This window comes from Fodinicurvata sp. EGI_FJ10296 (assembly GCF_040712075.1).
Taxonomy (GTDB): domain Bacteria; phylum Pseudomonadota; class Alphaproteobacteria; order DSM-16000; family Inquilinaceae; genus JBFCVL01.
In genome coordinates, this window is record NZ_JBFCVL010000006.1 from 129,338 (window position 1) to 145,869 (window position 16,532).

Annotated in this window: 13 protein-coding genes; 8 read left to right on the forward strand and 5 right to left on the reverse strand. The window is 62.9% G+C overall.

The features are described 5' to 3' along the window. Positions 1–146: 146 nt before the first annotated feature. Entirely contained in the window at positions 147–1,688 is a 1,542-nt protein-coding gene (gene hutH, locus ABZ728_RS14345; RefSeq protein WP_366656894.1) for a histidine ammonia-lyase, read from the reverse strand. Continuing rightward, the gene (hutU, locus tag ABZ728_RS14350; protein ID WP_366656895.1) at positions 1,685–3,379 is read right to left on the reverse strand and encodes a urocanate hydratase; all 1,695 of its coding nucleotides are present in this window, start codon (positions 3,377–3,379) and stop codon (positions 1,685–1,687) included. The genes hutH and hutU overlap by 4 nt, the downstream gene beginning before the upstream one ends. A gap of 227 nt (positions 3,380–3,606) precedes the next feature. On the opposite strand from hutU, the gene ABZ728_RS14355 reads away from it, so the two are divergent. The 7 genes from ABZ728_RS14355 to ABZ728_RS14385 all read left to right on the forward strand — a co-directional run bounded on the left by ABZ728_RS14355 (position 3,607) and on the right by ABZ728_RS14385 (position 10,942). Next, positions 3,607–4,005 (forward strand): hypothetical protein, encoded by a 399-nt coding sequence (locus tag ABZ728_RS14355; RefSeq protein WP_366656896.1) that lies wholly within the window; start codon positions 3,607–3,609, stop codon positions 4,003–4,005. Positions 4,006–4,046: 41 nt separating this feature from the next. Beyond that, positions 4,047–4,388 carry a type II toxin-antitoxin system PemK/MazF family toxin gene (locus ABZ728_RS14360; protein WP_366657198.1) on the forward strand — a complete coding sequence of 114 codons (342 nt, stop codon included), beginning with the start codon at positions 4,047–4,049 and terminating at the stop codon, positions 4,386–4,388. Positions 4,389–4,532: 144 nt separating this feature from the next. After that, on the forward strand, positions 4,533–5,990 hold the full coding sequence (locus ABZ728_RS14365) for a hypothetical protein (protein WP_366656897.1): 1,458 nt from the start codon (positions 4,533–4,535) through the stop codon (positions 5,988–5,990). A 136-nt stretch (positions 5,991–6,126) separates the two neighbouring features. Further along, complete coding sequence (gene phnD / locus ABZ728_RS14370) at positions 6,127–7,014, forward strand: phosphate/phosphite/phosphonate ABC transporter substrate-binding protein (RefSeq protein WP_366656898.1); 888 nt, start codon at positions 6,127–6,129, stop codon at positions 7,012–7,014. A gap of 96 nt (positions 7,015–7,110) precedes the next feature. After that, on the forward strand, positions 7,111–7,980 hold the full coding sequence (locus tag ABZ728_RS14375) for an ATP-binding cassette domain-containing protein (RefSeq protein ID WP_366656899.1): 870 nt from the start codon (positions 7,111–7,113) through the stop codon (positions 7,978–7,980). After that, a complete protein-coding gene (gene phnE, locus ABZ728_RS14380) occupies positions 7,977–8,771 on the forward strand; it encodes a phosphonate ABC transporter, permease protein PhnE (protein ID WP_366656900.1) in 795 nt (264 codons plus the stop codon). The genes ABZ728_RS14375 and phnE overlap by 4 nt, the downstream gene beginning before the upstream one ends. 467 nt (positions 8,772–9,238) lie before the next feature. Continuing rightward, on the forward strand, positions 9,239–10,942 hold the full coding sequence (locus ABZ728_RS14385) for an EAL domain-containing protein (protein ID WP_366656901.1): 1,704 nt from the start codon (positions 9,239–9,241) through the stop codon (positions 10,940–10,942). A 5-nt stretch (positions 10,943–10,947) separates the two neighbouring features. Here ABZ728_RS14385 and ABZ728_RS14390 read toward each other — a convergent pair whose 3' ends face one another. The 3 genes from ABZ728_RS14390 to hutC form a co-directional block, all read right to left on the reverse strand. Further along, the gene (locus ABZ728_RS14390; RefSeq protein ID WP_366656902.1) at positions 10,948–13,056 is read right to left on the reverse strand and encodes a methyl-accepting chemotaxis protein; all 2,109 of its coding nucleotides are present in this window, start codon (positions 13,054–13,056) and stop codon (positions 10,948–10,950) included. Positions 13,057–13,185: 129 nt separating this feature from the next. Beyond that, the gene (locus ABZ728_RS14395; RefSeq protein ID WP_366656903.1) at positions 13,186–14,166 is read right to left on the reverse strand and encodes an LLM class flavin-dependent oxidoreductase; all 981 of its coding nucleotides are present in this window, start codon (positions 14,164–14,166) and stop codon (positions 13,186–13,188) included. Between the two features lie 91 nt (positions 14,167–14,257). Next, positions 14,258–15,019, reverse strand: coding sequence for a histidine utilization repressor (hutC, locus tag ABZ728_RS14400; protein ID WP_366656905.1), 762 nt, complete (start codon positions 15,017–15,019; stop codon positions 14,258–14,260). A 181-nt stretch (positions 15,020–15,200) separates the two neighbouring features. Between hutC and ABZ728_RS14405 the strand changes: the two genes are divergently transcribed. Then, positions 15,201–16,493, forward strand: coding sequence for an FAD-binding oxidoreductase (locus tag ABZ728_RS14405; protein ID WP_366656907.1), 1,293 nt, complete (start codon positions 15,201–15,203; stop codon positions 16,491–16,493). The last annotated feature ends 39 nt before the right edge of the window (positions 16,494–16,532 follow it).

The window sequence follows — 16,532 nt, forward strand, 5'->3', positions numbered from 1 at the left end:
CCCGGATACCATATCCGAGCCGCATTACTCTTGTAACAGCGAAATTGATCAGAATAAACTGTCAGTTGAATGTCGCCGCTGTTGAAATACCGTTAACGATATTTTTCCCGGAATGATGGTGCTGCGGGGGCAAATCCCGTCCTGTTTCATATGGCCGCCGATGGCAGCAGGTCCACGGCCGGCGAACTGAATGCACCGCGCTCCACCAGTTGCTGCGCCGCCTCGATGTCTGGCGCCATGGTCCGATCCTCTTCCAGACGCGGCACGCTGGCGCGGATTCGCCCGTGATGCTGCTCAAGCAACACCGACGATTTCATTGGCCGGTGGAAGTCGATGCCTTGCGCGGCTGCCAGCAATTCGATGCCGACGATGCCGGCCGTATTGTCCGCCAGGGTGAGCAAACGGCGGGCGCCATGGGTCGCCATGGAAACGTGATCTTCCTGATTGGCAGATGTCGGCAAGCTGTCGGTGACCGACGGATGGGCCGCCTGCTTGTTCTCCGACGCCAGCGCTGCTGCCGTGACATGGGCGATCATGAATCCGGAATTCAGCCCCGGATCGTCGGTCAGAAAGGCCGGGAGGCCGGACTGGGCGGTATCGGTCAGCAGCGCGATGCGCCGTTCCGACAGGGCGCCGATTTCGGCTGCCGCCAGGGCCAGATGGTCGGCGGCGAAGCCGACCGGCTCGGCGTGGAAGTTGCCGCCGGAAATGACCTCATCGGTATCGGGGAATACGATCGGATTGTCGGATACGGCGTTGGCCTCGATGGCCAGCAGGCCGGCGGCGTGCCGGATCGCGTCGAGGCAGGCGCCCATGACCTGGGGCTGACAGCGCAGCGAATAGGGGTCCTGAACGCGGCCGCAGTCGAGATGACTCTGCCGGATGGCGCTGCCCTCCAGCAAATGCCGGAGGATGGCCGCGACGTCGCGCTGGCCGGAATGGCCGCGCAAGGCATGAAGGCGATCGTCGAAGGGCGCGTCGCTGCCCTTGACGGCATCCACCGACATCGCGCCCGCGACCAGGGCGGCGGCGAAGGTGTTCTCGATCGCCACCATGCCGTGGAGCGCCAGTGCCGTGGCGGTTTGGGTACCATTGAGCAGCGCCAGCCCCTCTTTTGCCGCAAGGTCGGCCGGATGCCTGCCGACCCGTTCCAGGGCGTTGGCGGCGTCTAATTCTTCACCGTGCTGGCGGCATCGTCCGACCCCCAGCAGGACGGCGGCCATATGGGCCAGCGGCGCCAGATCGCCCGACGCGCCGACGGAACCCTGCGCCGGAACGCATGGCAGGATATCGGCGTTCAGCAGCGCGATCAGGGATTCCAGCGTTTCCGGCCGTATGCCGGAATGGCCGCGCGCCAAAGCGTTGATCTTCAACAGCAGCATCAGCCGGACGGTAGCGTCGGTCAGGTCGGGGCCGATACCGGCAGCGTGCGACAGGACAAGATTGCGCTGCAGCCGCCCGAGATCGGCCCTGTCGATCCGGGTCTGGGCCAACCGGCCAAAGCCCGTGTTGACGCCATAAACCGTCCTGCCCTCGACCGCGATGCGTTCGACGGTTGCGGCGGAGGCGGCGACAGCCCGCCATGCCGAACCGGTCAGGGTCAGCCGCACGGGTCCGGCAATGGCGCTGCGGCACTGCGCCAGCGTCAGCCGGCCGGGGTCGAGGTCGATCGGCGTAGCGTCGGTCATGAGCCGCTCTCCAGCATGGGCAGGTTGAGGCCGTTCTCGCGGGCCGAGGCGCGGGCGGTATCGTATCCGGCGTCGGCGTGGCGCATCACCCCGCTGGCGGGGTCGTTGGTCAGGACGCGCTCAAGCCGTGCCGCCGCCGCGTCGGTGCCGTCGGCCACGATGACCATGCCGGCATGCTGGGAATAGCCCATACCCACACCGCCGCCGTGATGCAGCGAAACCCAGGTTGCTCCGCTGGCGGTGTTCAGCATCGCGTTCAGCAGCGGCCAGTCCGAGACGGCGTCCGAGCCGTCGAGCATGCCTTCGGTTTCGCGATTGGGGCTGGCGACCGATCCGCTGTCGAGGTGGTCGCGGCCGATCACGACAGGGGCCTTCAGTTCACCGCTTCGCACCATTTCATTGAAGGCGAGGCCGAGACGGGCCCGCTGACCCAGGCCGACCCAGCAGATCCGGGCCGGCAAGCCCTGAAAGGCGATCCGCTCGCGCGCCATATCCAGCCAGTTGTGCAGATGCGGATCATCCGGAATCAGTTCCTTGACCCGTTCGTCGGTGCGGTGAATATCGTCCGGATCGCCCGACAACGCCGCCCAGCGGAACGGGCCGATGCCCCGGCAGAACATCGGCCTGATATAGGCCGGCACGAAGCCGGGAAAATCGAACGCGTCGGTGACGCCCATTTCCTCGGCCATGGCGCGGATGTTGTTGCCATAGTCCAGCGTCGGAACCCCCATGCCGTGGAAGGCGAGCATGGCGCGAACATGCTCGGCCATGGACTCTTTGGCCGCTTTCGCGATGCGGTCGGGGTCGCTGCTGCGCGCGGCTTCGGCTTCGTCCCAGGTCCAGCCGGCGGGAAGATAGCCGTTCACCGGGTCGTGGGCGCTGGTCTGGTCGGTGACGATATCGGGCCTGACGCCCCGGCGGACGAGTTCCGGGAACACCTCGGCCGCGTTGCCAAGCAGGCCAACCGACACCGGTTTGCCGGTGTCTCGTGCCTCGTCCATCCAGGCCAGCGCCTGATCCAGGTCGTCGGTCCGGCGGTCGAGATAGCGCGTGGCGATGCGGCGGTCGATCCTCGACGCCCGGCATTCCACCGCGATCATCGAGACCCCTGCCATGGTCGCCGCCAGCGGCTGCGCGCCGCCCATGCCGCCCAGTCCGCCGGTCAGGATCCATTTGCCCGCCAACTGGCCGCCGAAATGCTGGCGGCCGATCTCGGCGAATGTCTCGTAGGTGCCCTGAACGATGCCCTGGCTGCCGATATAGATCCAGCTTCCGGCGGTCATCTGGCCGTACATCATCAGGCCTTTGGCGTCCAGGTCCCGAAAATGCTCCCAGGTCGCCCATTTCGGCACCAGGTTCGAATTGGCGATCAGGACGCGCGGGGCATCAGCATGGGTCCGGAATATGCCGACCGGTTTGCCCGACTGAACCAGCAGCGTCTCGTCGTCCTCAAGCGAGCGCAGGCTGTCGACGATTCGGTCGAAGCACGCCCAGTTGCGCGCGGCCCGGCCGATGCCGCCATAGACGACCAGCTCGTCGGGATTTTCCGCGACATCCGGGTCAAGGTTGTTCATCAGCATGCGCAGTGCGGCTTCGGTCTGCCAGCTTTTCGCGCTGAGGTCCGGGCCATGGGGCGCACGCACGACGCGCCGATTCGGGCTCGCGGGACCTGCGTTTGCCTCATCCCCCATAACCAACCCTCCTATTTGTATAGACAGATTTTGCCAGTATGGCTTGTGGGTATCCTGAGTCAATCGTGGACGCGTTTGTCGCCGCGCCGTTCGAGAGCCTTGGCCGCGTGGTGTAAACTTGTGGGCCATCATTGCGATATCGGGCACCCGCGATGGTATTGATCTCGCTTGCCCGGTACTGATCGACTATGTTAAACAAAAGTAGGACTTTTGAAGGATGGGAAATGATGGACAACACCGATCAGGCGACCCCCGCAAAGCGGAAGCCACGGGCGGTTTCAACTGGCCGTTCCTCGAAAGCAGAGCAATCCATTGGCGCGGGTTCAGCTACGGATAAGCGGGTTGTCGGAAAGTCACGCGTCAAGAAGTCGGGCGGTTCCTTGATAACCACAATCCCGATCGCTGCCCGTAACCTCGCTCATGTCGAGGATGGGCAGGAATGGGCGTTTTCCGTCGAAGGCCGGAGAATCATCATGGAGCCGGTCGAAAAGGAAAAGCCGGTGCGCGTGCGCCGGCCGCGCTATACGCTCGATGAATTGCTGGACGGATCAAACCCGGATGTGCCGATGACCGATGAAGAAAAGGCATGGGATGATGCTCCGGCCATGGGGCGTGAGGCTTGGTAAGGCCGAATATTCCTGCTCCCGGCGAAATCTGGTGGCTTGATATGTCGCCGTCAGCGGGCAAGGAACAGAAGGGAAAACACCCCGCATTGTGCCTGTCGGCCTTCCAGTTCAACAAACGTACAGGTTTTACCTTTTTCGCGCCGATAACCACGGTCGGAAACGCCTCGCGCGGGAACGGATTTGCTGTCACCCTGCAAGGGACGGGTACGCAAACAACTGGCGTAATCCAGATTGACCAGGTAAAGGCGATGGATTGGCGCATTCGCAACGGCGCACGTTCCACACCGGGCGAGAGAATTCCAGCCAATCTGCTCGAAGACGTGCTTGAGCGCTTCGGCCCAATTTTCGGCCTGGGACTGCTTGAAGCCGACGAAACGGGATGACACGAGGAATTTGGGAGAACGTAGTTTCCGGTCAGGAATCGCGGTCTGTGGCAAAATCGAAGCACCGCTGTTAAGCGTTTCGGTCTGCATGAAGAAGACGTTTCCGCCGGGACTGAATCGCGGAATGCCCGGGGAGGCGCGCTCATGTCACGATTCCTGCCGATCATCTATGTCCGGGGCTATGCCGGTACGCAGGATTTCGTCGAAAGCACGGTCGACCTGCCGTATTACGGTTTCAATCTGGGCAGCACGAAGGTCCGGACCGGGCCGGACGGCCATCCCGATTTCGCGATTTTCGAAAGCCCGCTGGTCCGGCTGATGAAGGATCACGGCTACAGCGACGTCTTCGCCCGGATCGATGATGATGGTGAGGTGGAAGTCCTCAGCAACCGTGCGGCCTCCACCGACGGTCAGACCTTTCCCGAACGCACGCTGTGGATATACCGCTACTACGACAGGACATCGCGCATCATCGGAAGCGGCACCCGCGACCGCGTCGAAACGATCGCCGAGGGACTGGCCACGCTGGTGGCGTTCGTGCTGGCCAGCACCGGGGCGCCACGGGTTCATCTGATCGCGCATTCGATGGGTGGATTGGTCTGCCGCTCGCTGATCCAGCGAATCTACAAGGCTGAGGCACCGAAACGGGTCGACCGCCTGTTCACCTATGCCACGCCCCATCGGGGCATCCATTTCCGCTCGGGGCTGGGTGCGCTGACGGAGATCCGCGATCTGCTGGGCATCAACGAATCCGATACGTTCGGGCCGCGGCGCCTGAAGGAACTGCTCGGGTTTCCTGACGACTGGGCAGAGGATCGGCTGCACGAGATCGGCCCGCATTTTTCTCCGACAGACGTCTTTTCGCTGATCGGGACCAATCACAACGATTACGGGCTGGCGCGCTATGCCGTCGGGCCCGGCAGCGACGGTCTGGTGCAGATCGACCATGCCTATGTGAAAGGGAGTAGCCGGGCCTTCATCTATCGCAGTCACAGCGGTCCGCTGGGAATCGTGAACTCCGAGGAGGGCTATCAGAACCTGCAACGGTTCCTGTTCGGCGATACCAGCGTCGAAATCCGGCTGGAAAACCTGCGGCTGGCCGACCGGTTCCGGGACGACGAGACCCTGCGCTATCTGATGATCGAAACCACGGTCGTGATCCGCGGCGAAACGACGGTCATGACCGACCAGCGCGAGGAACACGGCTCGCCGCTGACCGTCGGCGCCCACGACCTGGAAACCGGCGGCGAGACGCTGTTCCGCACGTTTCTGATGCGCTCGAAACGGCCCCCGGGCGATCGCCGCTATTCCAACTTCCAGATCCGGGTAAAAATACTGCCGCATTTCGTCAAGGACAGGATGGTTCTGCGCGACCGGCACTATTTCGGCGAACGCGTGTTCGACCGGGTCCTGACGGTCGGCATCGGCGACCCCGACGAACGCGGCGGGTGGCTTATCAAATCGCGATGGACGTCGCTGGATGAGGAAATGCCCGACCGCGCCACCCGGTACCCCGACCCCGACGATATCCGGTTTCCTCTGTCGGCGGCCGGTTTGGCCAACGGCGATCTGGTGCTGAAGATTCGCATGGAGGAAACGTAGCTCGCAGCAAGTTATCGAAGCCGATGCCGTCGCGAGCGTCACATAACTTTAATATGATATGAAAAAAAGCGTCATGTCCGTGTGCTAATCCTTTCGCCACCTTAAAGGTTAATTTGTGTGAAAGGATTTAGCTGATATGAAAAGCATCATGTTCGCGACTTGTGGTATTTCCATTCTTGGAGCGCTTCTTGCTTCCGCGCCCGCGGCGGCGCAGGATGCTGCGGAGCTTTGCCCCGATACTCTGCGCATGGCCGATACCGGCATCGAAGGAATGGGAAGCCTTGAAGAAGCCTTCGCGCCCTTCGCCGAAACCTTCGAAGAGGTGACGAATATCGAGCTTGAGCTCTATTCGCTCTCGAACCGCACGGCGGCCGGCACGGCTCTGCAATTCGACGAGGTCGATCTGGTCTTTGCGGGCCCGTCGGAATTTGTCCTTTTTCAGCAACTGGCCGAGATGGACATCCTGTTCTCGATCGTCCGTCCGCACTATGGCTCCAGTTTCGTCGTCCCCGCCGACAGCCCGATCGAGACCATGGCGGATCTGTCCGGGCATCGTGTCGCTCTGAAGGACGCCGGGTCGACGTCGGGTCACATCTTCCCGATGATGATGATGGCCGAGGCCGGTCTGGACGTCGATTCCGATGTCGAGATCATCATGGCCGGCGATGCGCGAATCCAGGTTCTGATCAACGGCGATGTCGACGCCATGGGCGGCGGCAACAAGGATTGGGACGCCGTGCGGGAACAGGATCCCGATACCGAATACCGGCTGCTGGGTCAGACCGACCAGCTTCCCGGCGATCCGGTCGTGATGCGGGCCTCTCTGCCGGACGACTGCCGGGTTGCCCTGCGGTCGACGCTTGCGGACCATTCGGACCTGTTGTGGTCCGCACTGACCGACACCGAGCGCAATGCCGACAAGTTCATCGAGCGTGACGCCTATATGTCGTTCGAGACGGATCCGGCAATCTACGACATCGTCCGCGAGGCCTATGAAGTCGCCGGCATTCCGCTGGACGACTGAGCTCGCTTCGGCCGCCATTGCGCCAGTGCCATGCACGCCCGTTCCGGAACGGGCGTGCATCGGCAATTCCGGGCCTGCTATGGAGCAATCTTGCAGTTGGAAAGTTCAATCAACCACGCGGCTCTGGACGAGCCCGCCATTTCGGCGGCGAACGTCCATTGCGGCTATGGCGATCTTCATGTTCTGAGAGGGATCGACCTGACCGTCGGCCGGGCCGAGGGAGTTGTCCTGCTCGGCGCCAATGGCTGCGGAAAATCCACTTTCATGCGGTGTATCGCCGGTCTGGAGAGAGTGACGGCGGGCACGATTAGGGTCGACGGCACCGACATCGTCGGCAGCCGCCCGTCGACGGTGCGATCGGCCCGAAGACGGATCGGCTATGTGTTCCAGCACTTCAACCTCGTCGCCCAGCTCAGCGCCTTTCAGAACGTCCTGTTCGGCGTCATGGGGCAGCGGCCGATGGGTATCGTGAACTGTTTCAACCTGACGGCAAGCCGCGCTGATCGGGAGCGCGCCATGAACTGCCTCGATCGCGTTGGAATGGCCGGCAAGGCCAACTCTCGGCCGACAGAACTCTCCGGGGGGCAGCAACAACGCGTGGCGATCGCGCGCATGCTCATGCAGGCGCCACGGGTCGTCATCGCCGATGAACCGATTGCCAGCCTGGACCCCAGAGCCGGCCGCGAAGTGCTGGATCTGCTCTGGTGTGTTGCCGACGAAGAGAAAATCGGGCTTCTGTGCACGCTTCACCAGTTGGAACTGGCGCGGGAGTACGGCAAGCGGGTCGTGGGCATGAAGGCGGGCCGCATCGTCCTGGATCGCCATGTCGACACGCTGCACGAGGATGAGCTGACGGACCTGTACCGAGGTGTCGCCCGCGTCGATGAGAGCCCGGCCGCCGTCCCGGCGCAACCGGCGGACCAACCGCCCAATCTTGTCGGGACGATGGAAGGGGCCGCAAGATGACCTCCGCTACCCCCGACATGCCCGACCGCTTCCGCCTGCCGTCGATCCTGGGTTGGGTCGTTATTGTCACATTCGCCGCGTTCTTCATTCAGGGGGTCTACAGCGCCGAGCTGTCGATCGACCGAATCCTGCGCGGGGCCGTCAATTTCAGCCGGTTCATCGCCATGGCTTTCCCGCCGGATTTCGAGCGCTGGCCCATGATCGCCAGCGCAATGTGGGAGACGTTGAATATCGCCATTGTCGGCGTCACGCTGGGCTGTATCCTTTCGGCGCCGCTGGCCCTTCTGGCCGCCCGCAATACGGCGCCGAATGCAGTCGTGCGAACGGTTGCCCGGCTGTTCATCTCGACCGCCCGCACAATCCCGGATCTGATCTGGGCGCTGATTTTCGTCGTCGCCGTCGGCCTTGGCCCCCTTGCCGGAATCCTCGCCATCATCATGGACACGATCGGGTTTGCCGCGCGATTCTATTCGGAACGGTTCGAGGAGGTGCGAAGCGGCCCGTCCGACGCCCTCACAGCGACCGGCGCAGGGCGCCTTTCGGTCATTTTCGGTGCGATCATTCCGGAAAGCCTGGCCTCGATGACCGGGACGTCTCTGTTCAGTGTTGAAAAATCCATTCGATCGGCCGTGACGCTCGGCCTCGTCGGCGCGGGCGGAATAGGCGTCGAATTGTCGACCGCAATGCGGCTTTTCCAGTACGATCGCGCCTGCGCCATCATCCTGGTCATCCTGGTGTCGGTGATCCTGTTCGAGCAGCTATCGTCGAGCCTGCGCAAGCGCATGCTGTGATGCGCGCATCCGTGCGCCGCAGGCCGAAATCAGCGACCCGGTTCCGATAGCCCACGGACAGCGGCGCCCGCCCGGGAAAACGAGCCCGGGAAAACGAGCCCGGGAAAACGAGCCCGGGAAAACGAGGAAGCGCGCAACCCGCAATCTTCGACCCGACCTCAGCGCAGTCTTAACGAAGTTCAACAAATGTTAATATTTTATCCGGCAGTTCTCAGCATAGGTCGAGACTGGTAAGTAGTTTATCGTTAAAATTCGATCCGCCGTTGAAAAATCTCATCAGATGAAGACATAGAAGGTGTTCTGGGTATCCGAGTAGGCGTTCCTGCTCAATCCTGTGGTGGAGATCGCGTGGTTTCTCTATAAGAAGAGAAACTTTAACGTGAGAATTTTTCATCTCTAATTCATAGGTGAGCGTTATGCGCTCGCGTATCCGGTACGCATTCGGAAACTGTCCCGCAGGGGGGAGCATGTCGACGAAATCGGATTGGATCATCGAAAAGGTTTTTTCAAACTGGCATACATCAGATCGCAAGATACAGGTCGCTGTCGCCGGCATAATCGGGTCTATGCTTCTGTGCAGCGCGATCCTTGTTTATGTGACGGGCGGCACCCAGTACAGTTACATCCATATCGTCTACGTTCCGATTCTTGTTGGTGCATTTTTCTTTGGCGCCATCGGCGGCATTTCGGCGGGGCTGCTTTCGGGTCTGGTCATGGGGCCGGTCATGCCGCTGGATGCAACGCTCGGGACGCCGCAGGATCCCTTGAGCTACTTCAGCCGAGCGGCGGCATTCGCCACGATCGGGGCGATTGCGGGGATCATGTTCCTCGCCCTCGGACGTTACCTCAAGATCATGCGCAGTCAGGCATTCGAAGACCCGATCACGGCCCTGCCCAACCGAACGCAATTGCTGGATGATATTTCGCGTGCGAAGGGGCGTCCGGCGGTGCTCGAACTTGACGGTGCCGGTCGTCGGCCGCTGAGGATCGTGATCGTCAGCATCGAGCCTTACAGCAGAGTGCTCGCTACCCTGGGCCACGACTACGCTGATGCAATGATGCGGGCGGCCGTTGCCCGCTTGAAATCCGACGCTACGCGCGATGCGAAATTCTATGATCTGAGAGAGGGCATTCTCGCCGTCCTGGTTCGAAGCCAATCGACCAACGAAACGGTGGATTATGCCCATCGCCTTGCGGAGTGTCTCGGCGAGCCGTTGATCGCAAAAGGCATTCCCATCCTGGCAGAGTGCCGTTTCGGCGTCGCCGGGCTTGTGGCCGGTGCCGGCAATCCGGTAACGGCCATCCGGGCCGCGCTGGCCGCTTTGGAAGATGCGCGCGAACAGCGGTCGCTCGTCGCGGTCTACGATGCCGACCGGGACGACCGCCGACGCCAGACGGTGAGCCTGCTGGCCGATTTTCAGGATGCGCTGACATCGGACAACCAGCTTCGGCTTCTTCTTCAGCCGAAAATCGATCTGGAGAAGCAGAAATGCAGCGGTTTCGAAGCTTTGCTGCGCTGGCACCACCCCGACCGAGGCAATGTTCCGCCCGACGTTTTCATCCCCGTCGTCGAAAGAACAGGCTTGATGCGACAACTGACCCAATGGGTCGTCAGGGCGGCGCTGGAACAGTCGGTCCGATTGAGGCGCGAGGGGACCGACCTGCCGATTGCCGTCAACATCTCTGTCCACGATCTCGAACGGTCGGATTTTGCCGAGTGGCTGGAAAGTCAGCTTCTGAAATTTGGCGTCACCCCGGATGGGCTTGAAGTCGAAGTGACGGAAAGCGCGGTGATGTGGAATCCGGACGGGGCGCTACGCACTCTGGCCGACTTGCGTTGCATGGGTATCAAGATGGCGCTTGACGATTTCGGAACCGGGCAGAGCTCACTGGCCTACCTGAAGGATATGGCCGTTGACGTCGTCAAACTGGATCGTTCGCTGATCAGACATCTCAATGGTGACAGCCGGTCGTATGCGCTGGTTAAGGCCGTGATGGATCTGTCCGGCAGTTTCGGCTTTGCCACTGTGGCCGAGGGCATCGAGGACGCTGTTACATCACAGCGCCTCGCGGAAGTGGGCTGCCGCACCGGCCAGGGGTATTACTTTGCCCGGCCGATGCCTGCGGATGCCGTCGCGGCGTGGCTTTGTTCCGACACGCCGACAGCGTGATCGCTTCAGGCTGCAGCGCCGGCGGAGGATTTCAGGCGCTGTACGACGGAGTCGACGGTCTGGGAAAGTGTCGACGCTTCGGTTTCCAATGTGTTGGCCAGGGTCGAAAGCTCGCCGGCGACGCCGTTCATTGTCTCCGATTGTTCCGCGACGCTGCGGGTGGCGGTCGAGCCCCGATCCGCGCTCGTGTTGGCCTCGTCCATGCTGCGGCCGATTTCGCCGGTGGCGCTGCCCTGCTGGGTGACGGCGGCGGAAACGGCCGATGCGATCGTGTCGATGCGACGGATCACTTCCGCGATCTCGCCGACATCGGAAACCGTGCGGCCGGTGGCCGACCGAATGGCCTCGATCTCGCCTGAAATCTCTTCGGTTGCCTTGGCGGTCTGGGACGCGAGATTCTTGACCTCTGCGGCGACGATGGCGAAGCCCTTGCCGGCGTCGCCCGCGCGGGCCGCCTCGATCGTGGCATTGAGGGCGAGGAGATTGGTCTGTTCGGCGATGTCCTGAATCAGGCCGACGACGTTGCCAATCCGCTCGGAAGCTTCCTGAAGGCCGCGCACCCGGCCGACAGCTTCATCGGCCTGCTTGACTGCATCTTGCGCTATAGTGACGGACTCACCCATCTGACCGCCGATATCGCGGATCGAGGCTTCCAACTCGGTTACGGCGCCGGAGACCGTCGCGATGGCCGATGACGCCGCATCCGACGCCTGAACGGCCGTCTGGGCTTCGCCGGCAACGGCCTGGCTGAGGCTGCCGAGGGACGAGGCCGAGCCCGACAGATGCCTGGAGGCGTCGTTCACATGAGTGATGGCGCCGCGCACCGACGCGTCGATGTCGTCGGCCAGCCGCTCGATGGTCTCTGACTGGACGCGTTTGGCATCTTCGCGCGCCTGCTCTTCGCGTTGGGTCAGGGCCAGCCGGTCTTCGGCGTGGGATTTGAAGACGCCGACGGCGCGGGCCATGGATCCGATCTCGTCCTTGCGGCCGATCTCGGGCACCGTCACGGACAGATCGCCGTCGGCCAGGGCGGTCATGGTCGAGGTCAGCCGGCTGATCGGCTTGCCGATCGTCCAGCCGAGGAACCAGAACAGCCCCAGCCCGATCAGGATCAGGATGATGGCCAGCCCGATCAGGGTATTGCGGATATCCAGCGCCGAGCCGACGACCGTGGCGTGCGGGACCATGACGGCGGCGACCCAGCGCGCTTCCACGCCGTCGAAATCCACCGGCTGTGCCGCCACCAGCATGTCGCTGCCGCTGAACTGCCGATGTCCGGTCCAGCCGCCGCTTTCCAGCGCCTGATCGATGATCGTCCGGATGATGGGGTCTTCACTCAATGTGCCGATCATGCCGGGGTCGGGGTGCGAAACCCATTCGTACGTATCACTCGCCAGGATCGAATAGCCGGTGCCCATGGGACGGGTAGCGCTGATTTGCTCGTGAAGCGTCTCCAGCGCAATATCCACCGCGACGATGCCGATCGCATCGCCTCCGGTATCCCGGATGGGCGTGGCGATCGTGGTCATCAGGACGTCTTCCCCGTCGACCGAATAGGTAAACGGAGTGGTCAACACGGTACGGTTCTCGTTCACCGGATTGTCGAACCACGCTTCGGCCCCCGATTCCGGACCGAAATCGAGCAGCGCGGTCGACAGGGTGCCGTCGGATCCGCGATAGACATAGGTCGACAACCGGCCGGAGGCATCGGCGAAGGGGCCCTCGGCGATCAGTTCGGCCGGGGCGCCGCTCTCCTCGTCGATGAATGCAAGTCCCGAGCCCAGAAACTGCGGCCGTCCGTCCATGAAATCCTGCACCATTGCGGTCAGGATAGCGTGATCCGTCTCACCGGCGGCAAGGGTCGAAGACAGGCTTTGCCCAAGGGTTTCGGCCATGCCGATGGCGCGATCGAGATCGGCCCGGATGTTGGCGACCTCTGTTCGAGCCGCCGCCTGGAGCCGATCGTCAGCCTGTGTCTCGGCCAACTGTGTTTGACGGATCGTGGCGACGGCAACCAATACTGTCAGGGCCACGAGGAAAATGGCGAAGGCCGACAGGACAATCCGTCCGCGAAGGGATTGGATAATATTAGTGAGCGTAGCGGCAAGGTGCATCGCGGGATCGGCCTCGGCAAAGGGGATTCGAATGACGACATTGATTTCGGTCGTACCTGCTCGACCTTAACATCGGATGAATCCTCCTTTGCGACCGAGGTGCGCCGATTCGGCCCGATTCTGCGGGGTTCAATGCTTGCCGGCGGTGATCCGGTAGGAGTTGAGCCGGGCCTGATGATCGTAGATCTGGCCGGTGACCATCAACTCGTCGGCGCCCGTTTGCTTGACAAATGCCGCCATCCCGGCGTGCACGGTTTCCGGTCCGCCGACGAATGAATACTTCAAGGCGTGAGCGGTGCCGGCCAGTTCGTCCGGCGAGCAGAAATCCTCGATCCGGTCGATCGGCGGCTGCAGCTTGCCGCGGTCGCCCCGCCGCAGTCTGACGAATGCCTGCTGCAGCGTGGTGAACTGCCGCCGCGCCTCTTCGTCGGTGTCGGCGGCGATGACGTTGACGCCGAGCATGACATGGGGCCGATCCAGTTGTGCCGACGGCCGGAAGCGGGCGCGATAGGTTTCGATGGCGGGCATCAGGGCGTCCGGGGCGAAATGCGACGCAAAGGCATAGGGCAGGCCCAGCATCGCCGCCAGTTGGGCACCGAACAGGCTCGACCCCAGGATCCACAGCGGGACGTTGGTGCCGGCGCCGGGTACCGCAAGAATCCGTTGGCCGGGTTCCGGGTCGGCCAGATAACCCTGAAGTTCGACCACATCCTGGGGGAACTGATCGGCGCTGCTTTCAAGATCGCGGCGCAGCGCACGCGCCGTTGCCCGGTCGCCGCCGGGTGCCCGGCCGAGGCCGAGATCGATGCGGCCGGGAAACAGCGATGCCAGCGTTCCGAATTGTTCGGCAATGACCAGCGGGGAGTGATTGGGCAGCATGACGCCGCCGGCCCCGACGCGGATGCGCGATGTGCCGGCTGCGACATGGCCGATCACCACTGATGTCGCGGCGCTGGCGATCCCGACCATGTTGTGGTGTTCGGCCAGCCAATAGCGGCCATAGCCCCAGTCTTCGGCGTGACGGGCCAGGTCCAGCGTGTTGGCCAACGCCTCGCGCGGGGTCGCGCCTTCGGGAACGGGGCAAAGATCCAGTACGGAGAGGGGTATCATGAGGTATCCCGGGGTGTCGTTAAAAAGTGACAGGCTTCAACACATGTGAGGCGCGCCGGTTGTCGGCGCAATGGACGCAATGCAGGGGTCGCTAGATGCCGTGGATCGGCCCCTGGCCGGACCGCAGAACGTGCCGGGATCCGGGGTGAAGCATCCGCGTTCTCGTGGCGCATGTGCCGCCTGACCAGGTCGTGCGCAGAAGTGCGAGGCACGGCTCGCCCTTTGACATCTTCAGCAGACGCCGCTCAGCCGTGGTCGGCACGACCGCCTGGATCACATGGTCGAAGGCGGTCACCGGACAGGAACGCATCAGGTATTCCGTCGGTGTGATCCGCGTAAAATCCTGTTCCATATAGCCCGGCGCCGCGACGGGGTTCACGAAGCGGTCTTCGAGTTGGACCGGGCGGCCGTCGGCAGAGTGCACGATGACCGAGTGATAGACGGGCGAAGCCGTCGACAGTCCGAGATCTGCGGCGATATCTGCGCCTGCCTCTGCCGTCTCCAGGGTGACGACGCGAGCGGAATGCGACTGTCCGGCGGCGGCGATGTCGTCCCTGATGTCGCGGATTTCCAGAACGGTGGATTCGGGGCGTTCCGGCGCCACATAGGTGCCGGCGCCCTGAACCCTTGTCAGAACGCCCTCGGCGGTCAGCTCTCGCAGAGCGCGGTTGACCGTCATGCGTGAGACACCCCATTCGGCCACGAATTCGTGTTCCGACGGCAGCCGGTCGTTGGCCTTCAATTCGCCACTGTGTATGCGCTGGAGAATCGACTGTTTTATCCGCTGATAATGGGGCAGAACCGCCACAGCGTTATCCGTGACGCTGGCATTCGACACGCTGGCATTCGTCATGATGGCCTTCCCGTTGCCGTCGGTGCGCCGATCCTGAAAACGAACCCGGCCCCCGCTGGCGATGCCGTGCTAGGATACGCGAAGAAGGTAGCGGGCTGCCGAAAGCCTGTCGCCACGAAATTCGTTCCGCTTTGCGCGCTGCTGTGTTGCCCGCGTCCGTGCTAGTCCCTAAGGTCCCGTTATGATTCGAAACGAGCTTGCGGCTTCGGCCAATTCCCTCTGGCACGCAACAGCCAATGCGTCGCTGGAATTCCTGCGCCTGGAAGAACGTGCCCGTGCCGATGTCGCGATCATCGGCGGCGGCTTTACCGGGTTGTCGGCGGCGCTTCATCTGGTCGAGCGCGGCGTCAAGGTTGCACTGGTCGAGGCGGAACACCCCGGCTGGGGCGCATCGGGGCGGAATGGCGGGCAGGTGATACCCGGCCTGAAGGACGATCCCGAAACGATCGTCAAGCGCTGGGGCCCCGAACTCGGCCCGCGTCTGGTCCGCTTCGTTGGCGGGGCGCCCGATGTTGTCTTCGATCTGGTCCACCGATACGCAATCGACTGCGATGCCAGCCGCGCCGGCTGGATTCAGCCGGCTCATTCGGCCAGTGGCCTGGAAACAGCCAAGCGCCGGGCCGAGGAATGGCGGCAGTGGGATGCCGACGTCGATGTGCTGTCAGCGGCGGATGTGGCGTCCCTGGTCGGCACCGACGCTTATGTCGGCGGCCTGATCGACCGGCGCGGCGGCGGAATTCATCCGCTCAACTTTGCGCTGGGTATGGCGGCAGCGGCCCGGCGGGCCGGAGTGTCGATCTATGGCCGCAGCAAAGCCACCTCGATCGAAAAGTCGTCGGAGGGCATGATCGTCAGAACGCCGGGCGGCCAGATCGCCGCCGGCCATGTGCTCGTCTGCACCAACGCCTATACAGATGGTTTGGCGGGACCGCTGGCGCGCAGTGTCGTACCGGTGCGCTCGGTGCAGGTTGCGACCAGACCGCTTTCAGAGAATGTCCGGGCTTCAATCCTGCCCGAGGGACATGTCGCGTCGGACACGCGCCGGCTTCTGATGTATTTCCGCCTCGACCGCGACGGCCGGCTGTTGATGGGCGGGCGCGGCGCCTATTCCGAGAATGGGACGCGCAAGCAACAGGAAAACCTTCGCCGGGCGACGAAAGCGATGTTCCCGCAGATCGGCGATGTGGAATGGGATTATTTCTGGGGCGGTTTCGTCGCCATGACACGCGATCACCTGCCGCATCTGCACGAAATCAGGCCCGGCGTGACGGCGGCACTCGGCTATAACGGACGGGGTGTTGCCATGGCGACAGCGATGGGGCGCGTACTGGCCGACCGGGCATTGGGCGTCGAGGACCGCGACCTCGATTTTCCGGTGACAGGTGTCTCGCCGATCCCGTTCTACGGCTTTCGCAAGCCGCTGGTCAGCGCCCTGGCCGCCTGGTACCGCCTGCGCGACGGTATGGGGCGATAGCCGACAAGGGCAGCGTTTGGCTTGCGCGAAACCTGATGC